The organism is Shimazuella kribbensis DSM 45090, from assembly GCF_000428065.1.
In the GTDB taxonomy this organism is placed as follows: domain Bacteria; phylum Bacillota; class Bacilli; order Thermoactinomycetales; family Thermoactinomycetaceae; genus Shimazuella; species Shimazuella kribbensis.
Window position 1 is genome coordinate 53,809 of record NZ_ATZF01000005.1, and the last position, 22,738, is coordinate 76,546.

General features: G+C 38.0%; 26 protein-coding genes. 13 read left to right on the plus strand and 13 right to left on the minus strand.

The genetic code is table 11. From position 1 onward, the window contains the following. Positions 1-112: 112 nt before the first annotated feature. Positions 113-1,642, plus strand: a complete 1,530-nt coding sequence (locus A3GQ_RS0109240) for a CD3337/EF1877 family mobilome membrane protein (protein ID WP_028776805.1) — start codon at positions 113-115, stop codon at positions 1,640-1,642. 11 nt (positions 1,643-1,653) lie between these two features. Further along, positions 1,654-4,251, plus strand: coding sequence for an ATP-binding protein (locus A3GQ_RS0109245; protein WP_028776806.1), 2,598 nt, complete (start codon positions 1,654-1,656; stop codon positions 4,249-4,251). A 56-nt stretch (positions 4,252-4,307) separates the two neighbouring features. Here the strand turns inward: A3GQ_RS0109245 and A3GQ_RS26875 are convergent, their stop codons facing one another. Beyond that, entirely contained in the window at positions 4,308-4,580 is a 273-nt protein-coding gene (locus tag A3GQ_RS26875; protein ID WP_156877633.1) for a hypothetical protein, read from the minus strand. A 119-nt stretch (positions 4,581-4,699) separates the two neighbouring features. On the opposite strand from A3GQ_RS26875, the gene A3GQ_RS0109255 reads away from it, so the two are divergent. After that, entirely contained in the window at positions 4,700-5,773 is a 1,074-nt protein-coding gene (locus A3GQ_RS0109255) for a type III polyketide synthase (RefSeq protein WP_037464489.1), read from the plus strand. Further along, positions 5,770-6,336 carry an isoprenylcysteine carboxyl methyltransferase family protein gene (locus A3GQ_RS0109260; RefSeq protein ID WP_028776809.1) on the plus strand — a complete coding sequence of 189 codons (567 nt, stop codon included), beginning with the start codon at positions 5,770-5,772 and terminating at the stop codon, positions 6,334-6,336. The genes A3GQ_RS0109255 and A3GQ_RS0109260 overlap by 4 nt, the downstream gene beginning before the upstream one ends. On the opposite strand, the gene A3GQ_RS0109265 is transcribed toward A3GQ_RS0109260, so the two are convergent. Then, complete coding sequence (locus A3GQ_RS0109265; protein ID WP_028776810.1) at positions 6,333-6,806, minus strand: dihydrofolate reductase; 474 nt, start codon at positions 6,804-6,806, stop codon at positions 6,333-6,335. The genes A3GQ_RS0109260 and A3GQ_RS0109265 overlap by 4 nt on opposite strands. Next, the gene (locus A3GQ_RS0109270) at positions 6,803-7,597 is read right to left on the minus strand and encodes a thymidylate synthase (RefSeq protein WP_028776811.1); all 795 of its coding nucleotides are present in this window, start codon (positions 7,595-7,597) and stop codon (positions 6,803-6,805) included. Before A3GQ_RS0109270 ends, A3GQ_RS0109265 begins: the two co-directional genes overlap by 4 nt. A gap of 204 nt (positions 7,598-7,801) precedes the next feature. Between A3GQ_RS0109270 and yunB the strand changes: the two genes are divergently transcribed. Further along, a complete protein-coding gene (gene yunB / locus A3GQ_RS0109275) occupies positions 7,802-8,470 on the plus strand; it encodes a sporulation protein YunB (protein WP_028776812.1) in 669 nt (222 codons plus the stop codon). A 25-nt stretch (positions 8,471-8,495) separates the two neighbouring features. Here the strand turns inward: yunB and A3GQ_RS0109280 are convergent, their stop codons facing one another. Continuing rightward, complete coding sequence (locus A3GQ_RS0109280; protein ID WP_028776813.1) at positions 8,496-10,259, minus strand: UbiD family decarboxylase; 1,764 nt, start codon at positions 10,257-10,259, stop codon at positions 8,496-8,498. A gap of 73 nt (positions 10,260-10,332) precedes the next feature. Here A3GQ_RS0109280 and A3GQ_RS0109285 point away from each other — a divergent pair, with 73 nt between their 5' ends. Both A3GQ_RS0109285 and bcaP read left to right on the plus strand, forming a co-directional pair. Beyond that, positions 10,333-10,560, plus strand: coding sequence for a glutaredoxin family protein (locus tag A3GQ_RS0109285; RefSeq protein ID WP_028776814.1), 228 nt, complete (start codon positions 10,333-10,335; stop codon positions 10,558-10,560). A gap of 198 nt (positions 10,561-10,758) precedes the next feature. Beyond that, positions 10,759-12,162, plus strand: a complete 1,404-nt coding sequence (gene bcaP / locus A3GQ_RS0109290) for a branched-chain amino acid transporter BcaP (RefSeq protein ID WP_028776815.1) — start codon at positions 10,759-10,761, stop codon at positions 12,160-12,162. A gap of 125 nt (positions 12,163-12,287) precedes the next feature. On the opposite strand, the gene A3GQ_RS26880 is transcribed toward bcaP, so the two are convergent. The 3 genes from A3GQ_RS26880 to A3GQ_RS0109300 all read right to left on the minus strand — a co-directional run bounded on the left by A3GQ_RS26880 (position 12,288) and on the right by A3GQ_RS0109300 (position 14,665). Then, entirely contained in the window at positions 12,288-12,449 is a 162-nt protein-coding gene (locus A3GQ_RS26880) for a hypothetical protein (RefSeq protein WP_156877634.1), read from the minus strand. 73 nt (positions 12,450-12,522) lie between these two features. Beyond that, a complete protein-coding gene (locus tag A3GQ_RS0109295) occupies positions 12,523-13,476 on the minus strand; it encodes a M23 family metallopeptidase (RefSeq protein ID WP_028776816.1) in 954 nt (317 codons plus the stop codon). 214 nt (positions 13,477-13,690) lie between these two features. Next, positions 13,691-14,665 (minus strand): ABC transporter substrate-binding protein, encoded by a 975-nt coding sequence (locus A3GQ_RS0109300; RefSeq protein ID WP_425423371.1) that lies wholly within the window; start codon positions 14,663-14,665, stop codon positions 13,691-13,693. A 221-nt stretch (positions 14,666-14,886) separates the two neighbouring features. Here A3GQ_RS0109300 and A3GQ_RS0109310 point away from each other — a divergent pair, with 221 nt between their 5' ends. The 4 genes from A3GQ_RS0109310 (at position 14,887) to A3GQ_RS0109325 (ending at position 18,192) form a co-directional block, all read left to right on the plus strand. Further along, the gene (locus A3GQ_RS0109310; RefSeq protein ID WP_028776819.1) at positions 14,887-15,864 is read left to right on the plus strand and encodes a FecCD family ABC transporter permease; all 978 of its coding nucleotides are present in this window, start codon (positions 14,887-14,889) and stop codon (positions 15,862-15,864) included. Next, positions 15,861-16,865: a FecCD family ABC transporter permease gene (locus A3GQ_RS23920; RefSeq protein WP_051271496.1), complete on the plus strand. Its 1,005-nt coding sequence runs from the start codon at positions 15,861-15,863 to the stop codon at positions 16,863-16,865. The genes A3GQ_RS0109310 and A3GQ_RS23920 overlap by 4 nt, the downstream gene beginning before the upstream one ends. A 60-nt stretch (positions 16,866-16,925) precedes the next feature. Beyond that, entirely contained in the window at positions 16,926-17,792 is an 867-nt protein-coding gene (gene lipA / locus A3GQ_RS0109320; RefSeq protein WP_425423369.1) for a lipoyl synthase, read from the plus strand. Between the two features lie 121 nt (positions 17,793-17,913). Continuing rightward, positions 17,914-18,192 (plus strand): YutD family protein, encoded by a 279-nt coding sequence (locus A3GQ_RS0109325; protein ID WP_028776821.1) that lies wholly within the window; start codon positions 17,914-17,916, stop codon positions 18,190-18,192. A 103-nt stretch (positions 18,193-18,295) separates the two neighbouring features. Here the strand turns inward: A3GQ_RS0109325 and A3GQ_RS0109330 are convergent, their stop codons facing one another. The 6 genes from A3GQ_RS0109330 to A3GQ_RS0109355 all read right to left on the minus strand — a co-directional run bounded on the left by A3GQ_RS0109330 (position 18,296) and on the right by A3GQ_RS0109355 (position 21,278). Next, positions 18,296-18,544: a hypothetical protein gene (locus tag A3GQ_RS0109330; RefSeq protein ID WP_028776822.1), complete on the minus strand. Its 249-nt coding sequence runs from the start codon at positions 18,542-18,544 to the stop codon at positions 18,296-18,298. Between the two features lie 32 nt (positions 18,545-18,576). Continuing rightward, positions 18,577-18,843: a DUF3055 domain-containing protein gene (locus A3GQ_RS0109335; protein ID WP_028776823.1), complete on the minus strand. Its 267-nt coding sequence runs from the start codon at positions 18,841-18,843 to the stop codon at positions 18,577-18,579. A 44-nt stretch (positions 18,844-18,887) separates the two neighbouring features. Continuing rightward, positions 18,888-19,493, minus strand: a complete 606-nt coding sequence (locus A3GQ_RS0109340; RefSeq protein WP_028776824.1) for a MerR family transcriptional regulator — start codon at positions 19,491-19,493, stop codon at positions 18,888-18,890. A gap of 245 nt (positions 19,494-19,738) precedes the next feature. Further along, positions 19,739-20,065, minus strand: coding sequence for a spore coat protein (locus tag A3GQ_RS0109345; protein WP_028776825.1), 327 nt, complete (start codon positions 20,063-20,065; stop codon positions 19,739-19,741). 14 nt (positions 20,066-20,079) lie between these two features. Beyond that, positions 20,080-20,301, minus strand: coding sequence for a ferritin family protein (locus A3GQ_RS23925; RefSeq protein ID WP_037464493.1), 222 nt, complete (start codon positions 20,299-20,301; stop codon positions 20,080-20,082). Between the two features lie 62 nt (positions 20,302-20,363). Beyond that, the gene (locus A3GQ_RS0109355; RefSeq protein WP_245596768.1) at positions 20,364-21,278 is read right to left on the minus strand and encodes a DUF4349 domain-containing protein; all 915 of its coding nucleotides are present in this window, start codon (positions 21,276-21,278) and stop codon (positions 20,364-20,366) included. A gap of 45 nt (positions 21,279-21,323) precedes the next feature. Between A3GQ_RS0109355 and A3GQ_RS23930 the strand changes: the two genes are divergently transcribed. Next, positions 21,324-21,755: a DUF86 domain-containing protein gene (locus A3GQ_RS23930; protein ID WP_051271499.1), complete on the plus strand. Its 432-nt coding sequence runs from the start codon at positions 21,324-21,326 to the stop codon at positions 21,753-21,755. Continuing rightward, a complete protein-coding gene (locus tag A3GQ_RS0109365; protein WP_169818274.1) occupies positions 21,748-22,716 on the plus strand; it encodes an MBL fold metallo-hydrolase in 969 nt (322 codons plus the stop codon). The genes A3GQ_RS23930 and A3GQ_RS0109365 overlap by 8 nt, the downstream gene beginning before the upstream one ends. Positions 22,717-22,738: the final 22 nt, after the last annotated feature.

The window sequence follows — 22,738 nt, forward strand, 5'->3', positions numbered from 1 at the left end:
TGACTTTGATTATCGTTATACATGTAATCTCTTCCCTCTAGTGAAACGATATCTGTGTGAAACGGTGCTACTCAAAGTCAATAAATATCCAGCCTAGAGGTGAAGGGATTTCATGAAAAAGGTAAACAGATGGTTGGCTGTAGGAGTATTGGTATGTTACCTGTGGACTTTTATGTTGGGTAATGCAAGTGCGGAAACACAAACGATACCGGATCAAACAGGGTATAATTTTATGTTTGATTCCTTGGTACACTATCCTGATGAACGGATCAAACAGGCTAAACAAAAAGGTTATGATGTCAAATACACGAAGTATAAACCGAGTCGGTATTATTTAGAAATTCAATTTGAAGACCACAATAATTGGAACATAGATGACTTTTCAGATTACGGATACAATCTCATTCATTGGTTGGTGATCAATTCTATATGGCAAATGCTGTTGATTTGGGACTTTTTGGTGATATCAGGCGTGGAAAATGGATTTTCTTTAGATATTGTCGATATTTTTGCCGATAAAGTAGATGCGATCATTCAAAAGTTCGTTGGTTTTAATGGCTATGTGGTAGGAAATTCAGGGATATGGGGAAATTTCCTTACCTTTATGATTTTGTTAGCTGGTGCTTGGATTGCATACAAAGGTTTGTACAAACGAGATACTTCTAGTGCTTGGGCAGGGATCATCTCTACGATTTTTATTTTGATGGTGTCTCTTGCATTTTTCAACAACTCTAGTGGTGTTATGCATTATTTAAATGGGATCAGTAGCGGAATTAGCCAAGAAATCATGGGTGTTGGATTACAGGCGGATATGGTTAGCAATGACCAAGTGAATGAAGAATCTACTCAGGATAAGAAACTCGAAAAGAAAAATCGATCTTCAGAAGAAAATACGGATCAATTTTCATCTCAAGTTTCCTCTTTTGTAGTAGCAGATAAATTGTACGATATGCTTATTTATCAGCCATATCTCATGTTGCAATATGGAACTACATCAGGAGATCCCAAATTAACAGATGAGCGAATTGGAAGAATATTAGACAATAAACCAGGAAGTGCGACTAGAATACAAGCCGTCAATGAAGAACGGGTTGGAAACAGTTCATTAGGTTATGAACCAAATGTGATGGTTACCAATTTAGGTGTTTTTCAACGTTTAACATTTCTTGGATTACTAGCTGTTTCTCATCTTATTTTGGGAGCTGTCTTCCTATTTGTAGCAGGTGCCATTTTGGTGTATCAATTTATTTTTGTCATCTTTGCTCTATTCGCCCCATTTGCTTTTCTGATGGCACTGTATCCAGCGTGGTCTGGATTGGCAATGGATTGGAGTAAGAAGTTTATTGGATTTCAGATATTAAAAATTGTTGTTGGTGTATTACTCAGCATGATCTTAACTTTGTCGCAAATTTTGTACAATCTCACACCACCCCAAGAATTTGGTTATGCTTGGACAATTATTATGCAATTGATCTTGACAGTAGGGATTATTTGGAAGAGGAATGAACTTATCAGCATTGTTAATGGATCTCTTGGTAAATTCACTGCATACACAGATAATTCAGGGGATCTGTCCAAACAGTTTAAGAAATATATACAAACTGCTACAACTCGGATTGAAAAGATTAAATTTCCAAGATAGGTGGGGGAAACATGAGTTGGTTGAAAATGCCTAAAGGCGGACCAGATGATTTGTCAAAAATACCAAGGTATGTACTGTTTTATGCTGTTTTACCTCTTGTATTTCTCTATGTCCTCGCACAAATTTGGAACTATTTGCAACCTAGATTAGAAGGGAAGTCACCAGATACATCAGATGCGGTAAAATCCGTAAACTCAACGGTAGAAGCATCAAGCGATTACCTGTTATCTTGGCTGCCTACGGTTTTGTTGATTTTAATTTGTATTCCTCTCTTGTACATTGCGATTCGTTGGTTAATGGTGATATATTATCGAAAACAAGCGGCAAAAGGAGTACGGTATCTTCGTATTTTACCAGCAGATAATATTGAACTAGAAATAGATAAAATCACGATGATGACTCGAACATTCGGCGGAATGATTCGCCATTTCGGTAGACGGATTCAGTTTGGGAACCCATGGTTTCGGATTCGCTTTGCCATTCCGATTGGTTCCAATGAGATTGGAATATACATGTCTTATCCAAAAGATAAACGCAATAGTGTGTTTGATACGATTCAGAGTGTGTATCCTTCAGCGGAAATACATGATATCAATAAAGAACAATTTCCAGAACCAGAACAGGGTGGATCTGGAGGGATTTTCACCTTTCAGTTAGGGAAAAGAAAAGGCCTTCCTTTGGCATCATTAGAACAGAAAAAGGAAAGTCCGATTGGCAACATTTTAAATTCACTTCGACCTGGTACTTTTCTAGATTTGCAATTTTCTCCTGTCAGTTGGTCCAAACTTGAAGATCGTTCCGAAGATGTGATGGATAGTTTTAAAGATAAAAAGATATCTGAGATGGAGCCGGAAGAAAAAGCTCGAAGAATTAGTCTGATGAAGCGACTAACTGGCAGGGAGCTTTCGTTTAAAGTGAGACTTAGTCTGTGGTCGAATCATGAACATTCATTATCCATTGTTCGATCTTCGGCTAATGCAATCGAAACAGCTATTAATTATGATGGTGCTATTCGATTTTGGCCACAAAAAGTGTGGAATCCCATCAAAGATAAAAACCTAGTTCCTTATCCGTATCCATCTACGTTTATGATTTGGGATGGAAATGAACTAGCCAATTTATTTCATTTGCCACCTTCATCTCACTGGATATACAAAGAGCCAGAAAAAATAGATAAAAATAGCCGTGGGTTTTTGATGCATTTGGTCAACGATCAGCGCACATTGGAAGATGATGAGTTAAATGAAGGAGTCCTCATAGGGGTAGCCAAACACCCCCTGCATGTAAGAGAAGTAAGAGTAAGTCATAGTCAACTGACAAAACATTTCCTTTTATCTGGAACAAGTGGCATGGGTAGATCGAGTGCATCAACGCAAATTATTCAGTCTATGATAGATGACTGGTTAAAAGACCCAGAAACCCATCCGGGTTTTACGATCCTTGACCCTGCAAGAGAGATTATTCCTATTATTGAAAATCGACTTCGTTTTTTAGAAGAAAATGGCGAGAAGATACCAAGAGAAAAGATTCATCATTTTAATCTTTCTAGTGATACCTCTCATGTTGTTGGATTGAACTTATTGGCGAATCCAAATGAGATTCCTATCGACCAAATCGCAGAACAAATCGCGGAAGTATTGTTGCACAAACATGGTAAGAGCGAATCTCTGACTAGAATGAAGCGTTTGCTTACGTTAGCTGTTCATAGCTTAATGGAGCATGATGAAGGTCATACGATCCTTTGTGTGGATGAATTTTTCCGAGACCCCTCATTCCGTACTAAAATTGTTCAAAAAGGAAAAGATCCCTATGTCAAACGCTTCTGGACTAAACTAGATCAACAAGAATTAAAGAAAGAAGTAGAAGGTATCTTGAGTCATATTGATCCTTTGCTGCAAGATCCAACCATGCGGCGGATGTATTTGCAAAAAGAAATGACACTGGATATCAATGCATATATGAATGAAGGGCACTTGGTCTTTATTGATTTGGATGGTATGAAAGATCATGAATTGAAAGTAACAGTAGGGCAGTTGGTCAATCACTATTATCAAGCAGCGATCAAACGTCCTGTGGGTGCTAAGTTTCATTTGATGATGATTGATGAGGTGCATTTAATTCAGATTCCTTTATTTACAGAGATCTTTTTAAGTGATGAAAAATGTGATTTTGGATTGGGTTTAGTCACAAGAGAAATCGATCAATTTAATAATGAAGATTTGATGCAGGCAATAAAGGGCAACATTGGGATGATTATTAGTTGTGCTCAATTAGAAGGTGCAGATGAAATTGAGGATCTGACTCGGAAACATTTGAAAGCTTCGTTTGTTGAAAAATTAGCAGAACGAACAGCAGCAGTCTATATTCATTCGAAAAAGAATCAACGAAAAACAGTTACCACATGTGTGGTGTCCAATCTTCCGCCTTCCGTTTTTCAACCGGATGGAAAAATGGCGAACTACAAGACGAATGAACGCAAAGAAGCATTCCAATGGGGTTTGGATTGGGGTATCAAACGAATGATTGAATCTGGTGAAGCAAGAGAGGTAGAAGAACTAGATCGAGAAATCTCTCATTATATGGAGCAACAGCGGGAAGAGTTGACCTAAATGTCCACTCATGATGGATGGTTGTGATGGGAGGAAGAGAAATTGTTAAAAACACTTCATGGATTTACTCGATCCGTTTTTCCCTTTATTGAAGTAATATTTCTAAGTTTTTTATTGGGTGTTGCAATGGGGTCTTCTGCAACAGCAATAGTTGCGTTTTTGTTTTTAATCGTAACTGTGTATATTTGGCCAATCTTGATTCGGGCTGTAGGATGGGGAATTGTATTTTTTCTTCTTACTATGAACAGTTTTCCAAATGATACTATATTTTTTCCTCTGATTTTCGGTGTACTTGTTGGTGGAATACGTTTTGTAATGATTAAATTCATGAAATAAAAACTTCCTTTTGAAATTGGAACATATATTACTTCAGAAATAGCTTATCGACTCGATAAGCTATTTTTTTATTGAAAAATGGTTAAGCTAGGAAAAAATGCTAAAGGGGTTTATGGTATTGTCCAAAATTGTTGCAGTGGGAACAGCAGTACCACCGTATAGTTTGTCCCAAACGGACGCAAAAGCATTTGCTGGAGAGTTATTTTCTGGTATTTTTCCTCAAATAGAACGATTAATGACGATATTCGAAAATACTGCAATTCAGAGACGATATATTAGTTGTCCACAAGAATGGTTTCGAAGTGAGCATACTTTTCCTGAAAGAAACGAATTATATATCAAGATGGCATGTCAGTTAGCAGAAGATGCTATTCGACAGAGTTTAGACCAAGCTAATACTCATCCAAAAGATATCGATCATATTATTTTTGTATCATCAACCGGAATAGCAACGCCAAGTATAGATGCATATCTCATCAATCAACTAGGTTTGTCGGCAAACATCAAACGAACTCCTATATGGGGACTTGGATGTGCTGGTGGTGTAGCTGGTCTTGCTAGAGCTTACGAATACACCAAAGGTTTCCCAGATTCTCGTGTCTTGTTTGTAGCGGTGGAGCTGTGCAGCTTAACTTTTCGTCCTCAAGACAGCTCGAAAAGTAATTTTGTTGCAACTTCTTTATTCGCGGATGGTGCAGCGGCTGTATTGGTGGTAGGAGACGAAATTGAAACAACGAAGCATGTTCCTAAAGTGACAGGGAGTTGTAGTGCGATCTGGTCTGATTCGTTAGATGTTATGGGTTGGGGTGTCGTAGAGGATGGTCTAAAAGTAATTTTTTCTCGGGATATTCCTACGATTGTACAACAACAAGTAAAACCTGTAGTGGATCGTTTTTTAGCAGGTTTCCAAATGACAGTAAATGATCTTGCTTTTATGGTTTCTCACCCAGGAGGACTTAAAGTATTAGAAGCATATGAATCTGCGTTGCAAATATCAAAAGAGAAATTTTCTTTTTCCTATGAGGTATTAAAACAATTTGGCAATATGTCATCTGTGACGGTGCTATTTGTGTTGCAACAAGTATTACAATTATCACCTACTAAAGGGTACGGTTTGATGACCGCATTAGGTCCAGGATTTAGTTCAGAGTTACTATTATTGGATTGGAATGAGGGAGATAGATGACATCATGGATGATACTGCTTTGGTGGATTGTAGCGGTGCAGCGGCTTGGCGAATTAGCGATTTCGAAAAGAAATGGAAAATGGATGGCTAGCCAAGGTGGTTATGAAGTAGGTCAAGAGCATTATAAGTTACTTCTATTTATTCATATCTTGTTTTTTGTAGGTATATGGGCGGAGACTTTGTTTTTGCGAGCAACTCCACCTTCGTGGGCATGGGCCCCTTTTTTACTGTTTGTAGGTACACAAGGGTTGAGATATTGGTGTATACGGTCTTTAGGCATGTATTGGAACACGAGAATTTGGGTGGTACCTGGACACAAACCAAAAGTAATAGGGCCATACAAATTTATACGTCATCCTAATTATGTAGTGGTGGCCATTGAGCTGCTTGTTTTTCCGATCATCTTCGGGGCATATTTAACAGCAGCAATTGTAACATTTATTAATACATTGACTATGGTTTTGATACGTATCCCGATGGAAGAGTATGCGTTGAAAGATGTTACAAGCTATGAAGAGGAAATGGGAGAAAAACGACGCTTTCTCCCGAGTTGGAACCGCTAAGATTTTTTTTGATAATGATAAAAGGTGTGGGGGTAGATATTTTTTTCATCTACTCCCCCTTTTTTTTGTGATAAGAGCTCAAAATTTGATTTATTCCAAGTAGGGAAGAAGGTATCTCCATGAAAGGAATGGTGAATTTCTGTTATATACAACTCATCGGCATAAGGAAAAAGTTGTTCATATACCGATGCTCCGCCAATAATCATGGCATTCTCCCGTGTTAAGACATCTTTTATATGATGTATTGTCTCTACTTGATCTGCATGGAAAGAAGTAGATCGTGTTAATACAATATTTTTTCGATTAGGAAGGGCTTTTCCGATAGAGTCGAAGGTAGATCTACCCATGACGATCGTATTGCCGGTTGTTACTTCTTTAAAATGTTTAAGATCATTAGGGAGATGCCATGGTAATTGATTTTGATAACCGATCACTTGATTTTGGTCATACGCAACCACAATGGAAATCATACAGATACTTCTCCCTTGATATGAGGATGAGATTCGTAATTTTCAATTGAAATGTCTTCGAATCGGAAATCAAAAATCGATTTTACATTCGGATTTAACTTTAGTTGAGGAAGTGCATAAGGAAGACGAGTGAGCTGTTCTTCTACTTGTTCCATGTGATTGAGATAAATATGAGCATCTCCGATAGTATGAACAAAGTCGCCGACTTCTAAATCGGTAACTTGAGCTATCATGTGAGTGAGCAATACATAACTAGCGATATTAAAAGGAACACCCAAAAAAGTATCCGCACTGCGTTGATATAGCTGACAAGAAAGCTTTCCATTGGCGACATAAAACTGGAATAACAAATGACAAGGAGGCAGTGCCATTTCATCAATTTGCCCTGGATTCCAAGCACTCACGATGAGTCTTCTCGAATTGGGGTTCTTTTTTATTTCTTCGATTACCCAACTGATTTGATCCACTGTCTTTCCATCTGGGCGAGGAAAAGAACGCCACTGTTTTCCGTAAACTGGACCAAGTTCGCCATTTTCATCTGCCCATTCATTCCAAATCGTTACTTTATTATCAAGTAGATATTTGATATTGGTTTCTCCTCGTAAAAACCAGAGAAGTTCATAGATGATAGAGCGAAGATGTACTTTTTTGGTTGTGATGAGAGGAAAACCATTGGCTAAGTCAAAGCGCATTTGATGGCCAAAAACACTGATTGTCCCTGTCCCTGTTCGGTCTTCTCTTTTGTCTCCATTTTCCAATATATGTTGCAATAAATGTAAGTACTGTTTCATTTTTATCCCCCTACGTGCCATACTATTGTTCATTTATGAATAAGCTGTGGAAAAGGATATATACCAAAACTCCTATACTAGTTTCTGCTTTCTTTTGGTCTGTGTCAATTCCTTTCTCTATTTAATAGGTATGTCAATTTTTTAATGAAAAACGTTATACAAAGGAGAATGTAATAAAATTTGATAGGGGTGGATAGCAACAACATGTTTCGATCCAAGATGAGAAGGAAACAAAAAATAATTGTCGGTGGGTCTTTTATATTTCTTGTTTTATTAATCGTGGTATGGTTAATAGACCGCAACGTTCACCCTATTTTGGTACAAATAGCAAAGACAGAGGCAAAACGATTAGCACAGGAAGCTATTGTAGATGGAATTGGAGAACAAGTAAAGTTAGGCAATCAAATAAATCAAGTCATGAGTATCCAAAAAGACAATCAAGGTAATATTTCTTTTATACAGATGAATCAACAAGTTCAAGCCAAGATTTATCAGCATACTACAGAAAAAATTCAAGACTCATTAAAACATTTAAAAGATAGACCGATCGATATAAGTTTGGGTCAAGCTTTAGATAGTACAATATTTGCTAACTATGGTCCACCGCTATATGTGCAGCTGTGGCCAAAAGGTACGGTTAAAGTTAATATTGTTCCGAAATTAGAGTCGAAAGGTATTAACATGGTCATGGTTACCATGGTTTTGAAAATTCATACGGAAATGGACTTGATTATTCCCTTTACAGAGGAGTTATTACCTGTTGAAGTGGATTACCCTATTGCGCAGGCATTGGTAGTGGGGAAAGTTCCAAATTATTATTTTTATAATGATCAAGGCACTGTTAAACAGATGCCCGTGCCACCTGTAAAATAAAAAGTGCTCCTGTTGGGAGCATTTTTTATTTTAGTTGATACTCTTTCCATTTGGAGTCGACTAAATTTTTGATACTTGGATCGACCTCTAGTTCTGCGGGATAATCTGGTTTCATTCTTGCATCTACGATGATAGGTAATTGATAGTTTGGACTATGATGTTTAAAAGTGGTATGGGCATAAATATCAAAAGCAGGGTCAAATCGGGTAAAGATCGTCCATAAGAAAGACGTTTGATCTTCTACTGCTTTACGATCATCCACTAGGAAGACAAATGGCCAATCTTTTAGTTCATCTCGATAATGTTCCAGTAATTCCTCTGCTAAGTTTGGATGAAGTGCAAAACTATCTTTGGATTCCAGTACCAGAACACCTGGAACATAAGAAACGATGTGTTCAATACCGGGTAGAGCTGAACCTTGATATCCCCTGGGTAGTTCTCTTCTCTTCTCTCCTACACCTAAAAGAATGGCTTTGCTTCCGTGATTTAATCTTCTACCTGTATAGTCCAATGTATCCATAGAAGTATTCCCTAAGATGATCAAATCACTGGAAGGATCAAATCGTTCTAAGATGGCAGTAAATAATGCTGGGAAATCTTCTAATGGTACAAATTGATCAGTCAGCATCAAAAATTTGGTAAGGGTTAACTGTCCTTCTCCTAAAATCCGGAAAGCATGTGCAAGCGTTTCTCGTTTGTAACTTTCACGAACACGCGCAGCAGCTAATGGATGAAATCCAGTTTCTGCATATGTCCAGAGTTCTTTTACACCAGACATTACCATTGGGAAGGCAGGGGAGAGTAATTTTTGTAAAAATTCTCCTAAGAAATAGTCTTCCTGTCTTGGTTTTCCTACAATGGTAGCTGGGTAGATTGCATCTCTGCGATGAAAAACCTGATCCACTTGGAAAATGGGGAATGGATGCGCCAAAGAATAGTAACCATAATGATCTCCAAATGGGCCTTCCATTTTTCGCTCGTGTGATGCAACTGAGCCTTTTAGTAAAAATTCGGCTTCTGCCACAATATGGTATCCTGTTGTTTCGTCTTTGACAACTGGAAGCTTGCTTCCCATGATAAGAGAAGTCAACAATAGCTCTGGCAAAAATTCTGGGACAGGTGCAATCGCAGAAGCGATTAAAGCAGGAGGTCCTCCTAAAAAGACATGAACAGGAAGAGATTGATTCATCTGTTCTGCTTCATGATAATGAAAACCGCCGCCTTTATGGATCTGCCAATGCATTCCAGTAGAAGCGGTATCAAACACTTGCATGCGATACATTCCTAAGTTGTGTTGCTTTGTATTTGGGCTTTGTGTGTATACCAATGGCAGGGTAACAAATGGCCCACCATCTTCTTGCCAAGAAGTCAAAACAGGTAATTGTTGTAAATCTATTTTTGGCTGAGACACTTCCAAGACAGGTGCCTGATTTGGAGAAATAGAACGGAATCCTACTTTCATCAATTCTTTTAGCCATTTCTTTTCACCCCACAGGGCACCTAGAGTGGGAGGCATCAATCGATGGACGAGTTGGACAGCTTCTTTCATTAATTCTTCTGGTCGTGGACCAAAAGCTAATTCTACACGCCTACTTGTCCCGAATAAATTGGTGACCACTGGGAATGCACTGCCTTTTACATTAGTAAATAGCAGTGCAGGACCACCTTGATCGATAACCCTGCGGTGAATTTCCGCAAGCTCAAGATAAGGATCTACGGAAGCGTCAATGGTATGTAATTCGCCTTCTCGGCGAAGCTGTTTTAGAAAAGACCGCAAATTAAGATGCATATGGTTGTAATCTCCTATATGATAGTTGATGAAAACTATGATTTTATTATATAGGAGATTGGGGGGACTTGCTATGGAAGTAATCGTATATACCAAACCACATTGTATCGAATGCAACATATTGAAACAATTTCTAGATGACTATGATATCACCTATGAATTACGTGATTGTGGACATAACGATGAACGAATAGCAGAAGTGAAAGCGATGGGATTTCTTGGAGTTCCTGTTACCGTTATTGGAGATAAAAAAATCCAAGGGCTAAAACCGGATGAAATTTTAGAAGCTCTTGGTCGATAGAATCGTTTGATATAAGGTCGTTCTCCTTTTTTTGAGGGCGACTTTTTTATTTGTTTTATAATTTCATTAAGAATTCATTAAAATTTCATTATTTTAGTTTATTTTACATAAGACTTCCAATTGGTATTGATCTTTCGATATAATAACAATACCTTTAACAAGGAATCGTTTATATATTCTGTAAATTATGACTGGGGGATGAGGATGAGTTTATTTCAAAAGAAAGACATACGGGCATTGATTGCTTCGCAATCTAATTCAGGATTGAAAAGAGATCTAGGAGCATGGGATTTAACCTTACTTGGTGTTGGTGCAGTTGTCGGAACAGGAATTTTTGTTCTATCTGGCACGGGTGCTATTATGGCTGGACCTGGTGTAATCATATCATTTATCATCGCTGGATTGGCATGCCTATTCGCTGCACTTACGTATGCTGAATTTGCGTCTACTGTACCTGTTTCCGGTTCAGCTTATACGTATGCATATGCAACACTTGGTGAGTTCTTTGCATTTCTTATCGGCTGGGATCTAATTTCAGAGTATTTGCTCGCTGTAAGCGCTGTAGCTGCCGGATGGTCAGGATATGCACAAGCGTTTTTAGAAAGTGTAGGAGTTCACATTCCTACAGCCTTGACTGGAGCACCTGGAGCAGTAGACGGGGTCAATACGTTTTTTAATCTACCTGCATTTTTTATTGTTATGGTCATTACTTTGTTACTCTCTCTTGGTGTAAAAGAATCGAAGCGTTTAAACAATGTGATGGTAGTTATTAAAGTGCTCGTAATTGCACTCATTATAGGTGTCGGTGTATTTTATATGGAACCGGCTAACTGGAAACCATTTATTCCACACGGTTGGGGTAATGTATTTAGTGCCGCTGCCCTTGTATTCTTTGCTTTTCTTGGATTTGATGCAGTGAGTACTGCTGCAGAAGAAACCAAAAATCCTGCTAAAGATTTACCAAGAGGAATCATATACTCCTTATTAATTTGTACTGTTCTGTATATTCTTATTACTTTGGTTATTACAGGTTTGGTACCATCGGAAAGTTTTATTGGACATGAGGATCGTCCTGTCGCATTTGCCTTAGAAGCGATAAATCTAAATTGGTTGATTATTTTGGTTACGATCGGTACCGTATTAGGTATGATGACGGTAATACTAGTTATGCTTTATGGACTGACTAGAGTCATCCTTTCTATTTCAAGGGATGGATTATTCCCTAGATCATTGGCAAAAATGAACGAAAAAAGACAGGTTCCTACAAGAGTCACATGGGTTTGCGGGATTGTGGCTGGTTTAATTGGAGGGTTAGTTCCTTTAACGAAGATAGCAACACTAGTAAATATGGGTACATTGGCAGCTTTTGTTACCGTTGCCATTGCAGTATTGGTGCTTCGCAAAACAGAGCCAGATTTACCACGTAAATTCAAGACGCCATTTGTGCCATTGGTTCCCATATTGGCTGTCGTAAGTTGTGGATATTTGATGTTGTTACTTGGCGGGACAACTTGGATCTTCTTTGGGATTTGGATTTTGTTAGGGGTAATTGTGTATTTTGCTTATGGAAGAAAGCACTCTTTGTTGTATAAAAAACAATAAGGAAAAAGGTAATTTAATTAATCAATAGCTCACTTTTGTATTTAAAGGTGGGTATTTTTTTAATAGAAATGTCTTTAAATTAGCGGGGCCGTCCGCGAGCTTCTGCTCGTGGATGGCCCCAGACATCACTCGCTCTTGATCTGAGCGGTGATGTCCCTGCCGTCCGAGGTGACCGACGACGTCAGCTCACCGTTCTCGTCGTAGGTGTGCGTCGTGCCGGTACTCGTGGTGAACGAGCTGTTGCCCGATCCGGTGGAGCTGGACTCGGAATTCTCGTTGGTTCCCATAATTCCTCTTTCGACTGGTCGCCTTCTCTTTGTGGTCGACTTTTTTCTATTATAAATTAAATTGTTTAATAATTCAATTATTCTTCCTATTCGCTCGTTCCCATTGTTTCAAAAGAGGATAAGGATCATAGGAGTACGTTTTCTTTCCATTAAATTTGTAAATCCCATAATGCAAATGAGGAGGGAACTTTCCCGAAGTTCCTGGTGGACCATATCCCGAAGAACCTACATAACCGATTACTTGTCCAGGTCGAACAATATCCCCTTTTTTTATCTCTTTTTCAAATCCATTCAAATGACCAAAATAATGATAGCGGTTGTTCACATCTCGAATTCCCAATCGCCAGCCACCATATCGATTCCAACCTTTTAATTCAACATATCCGTAGCAAGTACTTTTTACAGGTGTTCCGTAGTGGGCGAAAATATCGGTTCCTTCGTGAATTCGAAGTCCTCCCCAACCACGACGATCTCCCCATGTACTTCGATAAGTATAGATATAGCCTTTTGGAATTGGAAAAGCATTTCCCTCCAGTTGGATGGTGTTAAATTTCTCATAGATTTTTGCCAGATGAGTGATTACATCAACAGCCATGGGTTGATGATAATAGTGCCAAATTCTTTCCCGTATATGAGAGACAGTAGGGCCTTGTGATATAAGGTAACGCGATAGCGTATAGAGTACATCTCGATCACTAGAAGCACTCGCACGACCATCACCATCTCCATCTAATCCCATCCCGCCAAAATAATGAATGGACACGAGCGAAGCATCATCTGGAGACGGATTACTTACTCCTGCCCACAGGTAAGAAGGAACTTGAATATGAGTCAATCTATTTTTTTGTTTTTCTTTATGGATATTGGATTCATATTGATCAAAAGCAGCTAGATACTCCCAAGGTACTCCTGTTAGCGTTTCCATTGATTCGAAAAGTTGTTGAAGCTCAGGTTTTGTTCCTTCAGCAGATGCTACTTGGGGTGTTAGAAACAAATTAAGAAAGATAAAAAGAAATAAATAACGCATTATCCAACTCCTTTCGCTGGCAGATAAGAAAGTATAAATTTTATCTTAACTACATAAGTGCAACTAAGCCTCTGTCTGCGCCTTAAAGGCTTGCCAATCAGCAAGTTTTCTTTATTAGTTTGGTAAAAAAAACAATTCGTATGCATGATTTAGAAGCTAGTCTGTGAAAAAATAAAAAGCGCTGGAATTTTCCAACGCTTTTTAGTCTAATCTCTTATTTCATGTTTTTAATCATATCTGTCAGTTGATCCAACATTGTATTTGCAGCCAAGATACCACCTGCTGTATTCCATACCACATCATCTACTTTAAATGCATGCTTTTGTTGTACTACGTTTAGTGCTTTCCATAATGGGTCATTGGTAAATTCTTGTTCTAATTTGCTTCCACCTTTATCAGTAGGTTTGTCGTAAGTGAAATAGAACAAGATGTCAGCATCCATCTCTGGTATTTGTTCTCGAGCCACTTGGATAGCAAATTCATTTTTATTTTGATTAGCAGGTCTTTGGAAGCCGAGCTGTTTAAAGATGACACCTGTAAAACTATCTAACTGATAAATACGAGTTTGGCCGGGCATAAAACGTACTACAGATACTTTCTTATTGACTAAATCTCCAAGTGCTTGTTTGGTTTGTTCTACGTGTTTGTTATAAGCATCTAATACGTTTTTTCCTTCTGCTTCTTTGTTTATTGCTTTTGCATATAGTTGAAAGTTTTGGCTCCAGTCTCCACGCAATTCTTCAGAGAAGACAGTAGGTGCGATAGCAGAGAGCTGAGCATACACTTTTTCTTGTCTCATTTTATTACCGATAATTAAATCCGGTTTTAAACTGGCGATTGCTTCCAGGTTTGGAGCACTCTCATCTCCTAATAGTTTGACACCTTGCAGCTTGTCTTTGGTGTGATCATACCACGGATTCCCGTTGTAAGGCTGAACAGCACCAACTGGTTTTATGCCAAGTGCTAATAATGCTTCTGTGCCTTCGCTTGTTAGGACAACAATTCGCTTTGGTGCAGTTGGAACATTGGTGGTTCCCATTGCATGCTTGATAGAAATAGTACTAGCAGGTTCGGGGGACTTTTCTGGAGTACATCCTGCTATTGCAAAGATAAGGATAGAGAAAACAAGAATAGAAGATAACAATTTACGCATGAGGTGGGTGATTCCCTTCTTAATAGTGATAATCATTCTCATAACAAATGTATCCAAAATTCATCTAAACGTCAACAGATTTATGAAAGATAATTATTTCATTGGTGAAAGGAATTATTTATATAATTGCTTAGGTTTAGGAAAAATTAGCGCTTTTTGTGACGGGTTTGTGCTTATTGAGAATGAAAATCATTGACCAAGATGAATCCTTTTTTTAAACTGATAAAGGATAAGTACATTTTAAAAGGTTGAGATAGATGGGGAAAATATTTCGTTTTATTAGTGGTTTGATTTTACTACTATTTCTCATGGCATTGAGTTTAATAGTTGGTACCCGGGATATACCAGTGCAAACAGTAGTGGAGAGTTTTACGAATTATCATGCTACTGTAGATCAAATAATCGTTCTAACGGATCGATTGCCTCGTACTTTGATTGCGATACTAGTAGGTGCAAGCCTTGCGACAGCAGGTGCTATTACCCAAGTACTCTTTCGAAATCCACTAGCTTCAGAAACCACACTAGGCATTAATGGTGGGGCTAGTTTTTTTATGGTGATAGCAGTGACGTTATTTTCGGGCTTGGCACTTAATCAATTGATTTGGATTAGTTTTATAGGATCGGGATTAACGTTCATGCTGATTTTTGCGATTGGAAGAGCTCAAACTCCTTTGCAACTTACATTGGCTGGAACAAGTATTGCTGCATTGTTTTCTTCGTTAACTCAAGGTTTTCTTGTGTTGAATGAGCAAAGTTTGGAACAAATGTTATATTGGTTAACTGGATCTGTAGAAGGACGTAAACTGACAGATATTATCCCTGTTTTACCTTATATTTTAGTAGGTTTAGTACTAGCGCTTTTTTTAGCTCGTTCCCTCAACCTACTCGCCTTAGGGGAAGAAGTTTCCAAAAGCTTAGGTTTATCTGTTACGGTTTATAAATTACTTGCTGGGGTTTCGGTTGTACTCCTTGCTGGAGGATCTGTTGCTATTGCTGGCCCGATTTTATTTGTAGGACTACTCGTCCCCCATTTAGCAAAAATATGGGTAGGTCAAGATCATCGTCTGGTTATTCCATTTAGTGCCCTCTTAGGAGCCATTTTATTATTATGTGCGGATATGTTAGGAAGAGCAATCATGATACATCAAGTAATCCCTGTCGGGGTAATGACAGCAGTTTTAGGTGCTCCAATTTTTCTATTTTTGGTTAGAAGATCATGGGGGCAAAAAATATGAAAAAATATACATGGATTTGGCTGGCTTCGATTCTCTTTTGCCTCATGGTAGTAAGTATAGGAGTCGGAGAAGTTTATATTCCTCCCATTCAAGTTGTAAAATCTTTTTTAGGATTAGGGAATTCGTTTGATTCTTTGATTATTTTTCAATTACGATTACCACGTATATTACTTGCAGCTTTAGCAGGTATATCGTTAGCAGTTGCCGGTTGCATTCTTCAAGCAATTACCAGAAATCCGATGGCAACTCCGGAAATGATGGGAATTAGCGGCGGGGCATCTGTTGCTGCTGTTTCCATTATTATGTTATTTAGTACTCAAAAGGATTCCTTATCGATTAGTTTGAGTTATTTGCCATTATTTGCATTTTTAGGTGCAACAACAGTTGCCATATGCATTTACTTTGTAGCATGGAAAAAAGGCGTCTCCTCTCTCCGACTTGTACTGGTAGGTATAGGCTTCTATATTCTGATGAATGCCCTTGTCAATTTGATTGTACTGATCGGCCCATTATTTCGTGCTATTCAAGCGAAAACATGGCTGACAGGTAGTATTTACGGTACCACTTGGAAAGAAGTAATCGTTATTTTACCTTGGCTCATTGTATTACTGCCCATTGTATATTTTTATGGGCGAAACTTAACGATTCATGAATTAGGAGAAAATACGGCTATTGGGCTTGGGATCAAAGTAAAACGAGATCGATTTATATTGTTATTACTGTGTACAGCTTTGACAGGAGTTGCAGTTGCTTTTGTTGGAGGAATTACATTTATTGGACTTATTGGACCGCATCTTGCTCGAAGGTTTGTAGGAAATAATTATCGATTGATTATACCTGTTGCGGCACTTATAGGGGGTGTCATGGTAGTGGGGGCTGACTTAATCGGACATACCTTATTATCACCAAGAGAAATTCCTGCTGGGGTATTTACTGCTTTAGTTGGAGTTCCTTATTTTCTGTATTTGGTCTATCGTAGTAGAGGACAGGTATCTTCCTAATTTTCTAGGTAACAATGTGGTAAGATAGGATAGATGTTTATAGGTGTGGGGAGTGATATGATGACAGAGCGTAAGCCAGAATGGTTAAAAGTAAAACTAAGTACAGGTGAGAACTTCCAAGAACTAAAAAAGATGATGCGAAGCAAAACTTTACATACCGTTTGTGAAGAAGCTCGTTGTCCCAATATATATGAGTGCTGGGCTAATCGAACAGCAACTTTTATGATTTTAGGAGATATCTGCACACGAGCTTGTCGTTTTTGCGCAGTAAAGACTGGAATGCCAACAGAACTTGATTGGCAAGAACCAGATCGCGTTGCGGAAGCGGTAGAACAAATGGGAGTTCGACATGCCGTAGTAACTTCTGTTGCTCGTGATGATTTGCAAGATGGAGGAGCAGCAATTTTTGCAGCCACCATCGAAGCTATTCGAAAACGGAATCCATTGACAACCGTCGAGGTTCTCATTCCTGATTTCCAAGGTAATTGGGAAGCATTACAAGTAGTGATGGAAGCGAAGCCTGATATACTCAATCACAATATCGAAACAGTAAGAAGGCGCTCTGACCGGGTACGTTCAAAAGCAAAGTATCCACGTTCATTGGAATTGTTAAAAAGAGCAAAAGAGATGCAACCGCAAATTCCTACTAAATCAAGCATTATGGTTGGAGTCGGTGAAACATATGATGAAGTAGTGGAAGCTATGCAAGATTTACAGTCTCATAATGTCAACATCGTAACAATCGGTCAATATTTACAGCCAACGAAAAAGCATATGAAGATTGAAAAGTATTATACACCAGATGAATTTGCCTCATGGAAAGAGGTTGGATTAAACCTAGGTTTCTCCCATGTAGAGTCAGGTCCTTTGGTTCGGAGTTCTTATCATGCACATGAACAAGTAAAATCAGCAGAAGCAAGACTATAAATACTAGTGAAAATATTTTATAATGGTAAAGGACAAGTCGTAGCAACCTAACTATAAGTGAAAGATTAATATAGGACTAGCTTCTATCGGAGCTAGTTCCATTTCTGTTTAAGGAGGGATAATGGTGGATATCTTTCAAGTGGAGGACAATCAATATAAATTAATCAAGAGCTATCGAAAAGGTTGGAAACAAAACGCCTTTCGAAAAAGGTATGTAGATTTATTGGAAAAATACGACTATATAGTTGGGGATTGGGGATATGGTCAACTTCGATTAAAAGGTTTTTATGAAGATACACATGAATTGGCTGAAAGCGAAACGAAGTTTAGTTTTTTTGAAGAATATCTTTCCGAATATTGTAATTATGGTTGTGCTTATTTCATATTGAAAAAAATATAAAACGAGATTTGCCAGCCAGCAAGCCTTAGCAAATGGTGGCAAAGAGTTTGAGAGGGATTACTATAAATGGATAGCACGTCATACCAAAAAAGCTAACCGTGGGCTAGCTTTCTACTTCGTCATGTGTGGGATGACTGCCTGGCATTTGACGTTCGATGCCTTCATGAAATTTACGGTTTTCATAAGTAAAGGCTGACGTATGTTGTCCGGGAAGCCATGGAGAGTTTTTACCTAACTTTTCTTCGTTATGTGCTGCTCCATAGGGTCCTTCAGGAAATTCTTCCAAAGCCATTTCAGAGTGGTAAGCGATGACAGTATCTAATTCCTCATACTCTTTCTTTTTCTTATCCATCTTTGGGTCACCTCCTTCATAAGGTGCCCAATTTAGACGATGGTATGTAAGAAAGAATGCAACTCCTCAGCTTCTGCCTCTGAGAGGGAGTATGCTTCTTCTAAGTAACCTTCTTCTTCTAAATCATCACGGCCAATGATCGCAAAGTTATTGGATTGAAGATGCATAATAAGGTGTTTACCATAGAAACGACCTGACATCATAATAACGAGGTCATATCGATTTTCTTTCCCGACGAAACTAACGAAACGAGTTTTCGTTTCTTCTGTATCATCGTACAAAAACTCAAATTCTTCCATTTTTATTCGCTCCTATCTAAGATGTATGTATGATCTTTAGTATACTAGAAAAAGAACAAAAAACGATTTTTTTTCTGTCGACGGGGTAATAAACCTTGTTCAGATGTAGCAGATGTTAACCGTTGAGTAAAGTGAACATTTCGTAGTTCGATTTTTAACTGGTCTTGTTTTTTGCGTATCTCATCAAACATTTTATGAACTTCTCCAGAGGATACAGCATCTTGTGCTACGACACCCATTTTTTGCTCCATATCTTCAAAAGAATCATAAATGCCATATAGATGCTCTTCCATTCTTTCCATCCGTGTAAATAATTCTTCCATCATATGCCCCATTTGATGCATAGAACTAATCATTTCATCAAAAGTTTGTTGGGTATAATATGTTTCACTAGGTTGAGATAGTTTTCCCTCTTCTATCATTTCTTCACGCAATTTTCGCATGGATTTGTTAGGACTTTGTAATTGCGCTTGGATCTCTTTTAACCGTTCGATACTCTCCTCCGATAGAAGGTAATGACCCTTTTCGGTAACGTCATATCCTACGTACTCTCCATACATGTCGATCCACTTACGAATACATCTCGCATTTACTTTTAATCGATCTGAAGCTTCCCGAGTCGAAATGGAGAACAATTCTTGTTGATCCACGATAGATTACCTCCCATAAAAAGATGTTATTACCTTTTTCTACCATGATATCTATCTCTCCTGCTCGTTGACAAAGGAAGTCACGAGCTGACAAAGGAAGCCATAATAATCGAAAGAAAACTTGGACCGTGAGGATTACTATGAAGATAAAAGACTGCATTTTTCGTATAAAAATAAGATAAGATGTATTTTTTTCGATCTGCAAAAAAAGAAAGCGATTATAATTTATAATCGCTTTTATCTATTTAATATGGAAATTGACTAGTATATCCGGCGAATTGTGTAGTTTTTTGAGTGATTTTTTGACTTTCAGCTGGTTCTATTTGGTACCAGCCTTTTTGTTGCATGAGTGTAAATAGATCTCTTGCTGCTTGGTGGCTAGCATTTAAATGTTTTATCTGAAGTTGATAAAGTGCGTCTATACTTGCCTCATTTACAGCTGTATTATAACTATTCGTTAAGTATTTTTCAGTGGACAAAATATCATTTACATAATCACGATCCGTCATTTCTGGTCCTTGCATTTGAGTGGATCCTGATGTTGTTTGTTGTCCCATTTGTTGGTTTTGCATATTTTGTGATCTCCTTACTGCATATAAGAATTGGATTGCATTTGTCCTGTAGAGGATTGCAAGAATTGCAACAGTTCTTGATAATGTTGTTGGTGCATTGCACCTATTCTATCGATCGCTGCTTTGATTTGAGGATCTTGCACCTCTTCTGCAAAATGATGACATTTTTTAAATGCAATCAATTCCCACGACATTTCATCGCTCAAGTACGAAAGATCTTTTGAAGAAATTTGCATGTAGATTGCTCCTTTCAAGGTATACAATCATACTGTAACCAAAAATAGGGAGGTTATGCGTTCTACTTCTTTTGACGTTTTTTGAAATAAAGAATGGCAGGAATTGCAACAACAACAATTAAAATCAAAAAAGGAAGTGCTTTTGCTAGCCAAATGACAAAAAGTTGGAGTCCTGTCCACAAATTTTTACATGATTGAAGGAATCCTTGAGAGAGCTGATTGATAAAAGAGTATTTGGTTTGCAAAGGCTGATAAGTCGAAGAGCTGATTTCTATTGTTACGGTCGAAAATGCAACACGATGCTGCAAATACTGTTGTCTGCCAGTTAGTTGCTCTAGTTCTGTTTGAACGTTACCGAGAGTTTGTTCAATAGCTAGAAGATCATTTGTTGTGGTAGCTTTATTCATCATCACTATTAAACGTGTTTCCATCGCTCTTTTTGCTTTGATTCTAGCGGTTAAGTCCACTAGTTCTTCGCTTACATCTTCACCTTGAATTTGTATCTCTGGTGTGTTTTCTGATATCTTTTTACTGTGGTCTATAAAGGTTTGAAATTGAGTCTGAGGGACGTTATAGGTGATACGAATAACCCTTTCATCTAGATTTTGGGAATCTGAACTACTCACCATGGATGCCTTGTGTTGTTTCGCAACCTCATCTAATTCTTTCTGTGCTTCTGGAAGTTTGGTAACCTGCATGTGGAGATCAGCTTGATATACCATTTGCTGTTCTTTGCCTGCTACTTTGCTGGTGTTAGGCATTTGCGAAGTAGTCGATGATTGATCCATTTGTCCGGAAATTTCTTTTGAATTATGGGATTGAAAGGAAGAAGGAGATGATTCGTACGTATTTGATTCAGAAGTGGAAGAGTGATCTTGATTTCCGCTTCCATTTTGACTGTTAGAACTGCCGAGCATATAAAATCCAATCATGAGTAAAACAACAACAATAGGAACGATAATACGATATTTTTTCATAACCAAAGGTAACAAAACCCCTTTCGAAAATTGGAGGTAATTTTTTTGTACGAGCTTAATTTGACACGCATTGATAGCCAAAGTACTTACTTATCTACCTGTTTACAAGTCATCCAAGAGATAGACAGACCAACAAATGAAATCGAAAGGTTTGCATTGATGCGATCGTTTCACATCGGAGTGGAATGTGTTATTGATATCGGAAATACAATTATAGATGGATTTATTATGCGTGATCCAGGTGGATATTCTGATATTATAGATATTTTAGAAGATGAACAAGTGATTTCTGCTATTCTAGCAAATAAATTGAAGACCTTTGTGAAATTACGTGAACAATTGGTACGATATTATGATCAAGTCGATGATAGATCCTTAGAAGAACACCTAGGAGATGTAGTGGTCTTTCAACAGTTTTTGGAACATATAGATGCTTTTCTAAGTAGAGAAAAAGCAAATGGAAATATATATGTCTGAGTCAAAACAGCTCATTTACCCGCTTTCTCAGCCGCTTCCCTATTCTCTCAAACAAGTGACATGTTATGTAGTCAAAGGCGATAGCAAGCTTACGATCATTGATACAGGTTTGCATACCAAACAAACAAGTGATACATGGAAACAATTTTTTTTCGAGCAGGGCTGGAGTTGGAACCAAGTGGAAAGAATCGTTGTTACCCATTATCATCCTGATCATTATGGGTTTGCAGGTAAACTTCAAGAATGGTCAGGCGCGCCAATATATATGGCAAAAACGGAGTTTGATCAAATTCAATCTTTTTGGAATCGTAACAATGGAAATCCAAAGCAAGTGTCATCCTTTTTTATTCCATATGGATTTCCTGAGCATCGATCATCCCAAATTACTCGCCATATGGAGGAGTTTCGTGCTGTAATAGAACCACATCCACAGGTAATAAAGTGGATAGAATCAGGTGAGGAATTGGATATTAGTGGAGAAAAATATGAAGTGATAGCTACTCCCGGTCATTCCAAAGGTCATCTTAGTTTTTTTCATCATGATGGCAGCTTTTTTGCAGGTGATGTTATTTTGCCATCAGTAACTCCCAATATACCATTGTTACCAGACGGTGATCCAAATCCTTTACAGACCTTTTTAGATACATTAGATAAGCTTAAACAGTTGGATATCAAAGTCGTTTATCCAGCTCATGGGGAAGCTTTTCATTTATTAGAAAAAAGAGTGGAGGAAATCAAGGCTCACCATGAACGGCGTTTGGATAAATTAAAAAGTTTTTTACTAGATGGTAAGATACAAACTGGTTTTGAAATATGTGAAAAGCTATTTGCTCATCGTCCATTGGATATACATAATTTGAGATTTGCATTTTCAGAGACATTGGCTCATTTGGAGTTTTTAAGAATAAATGGAGAAATCAAGCAAACCAAAGTGGACAATGTCTATCATTATTATAAATGAGAAAAAACATCCGTTATTCATC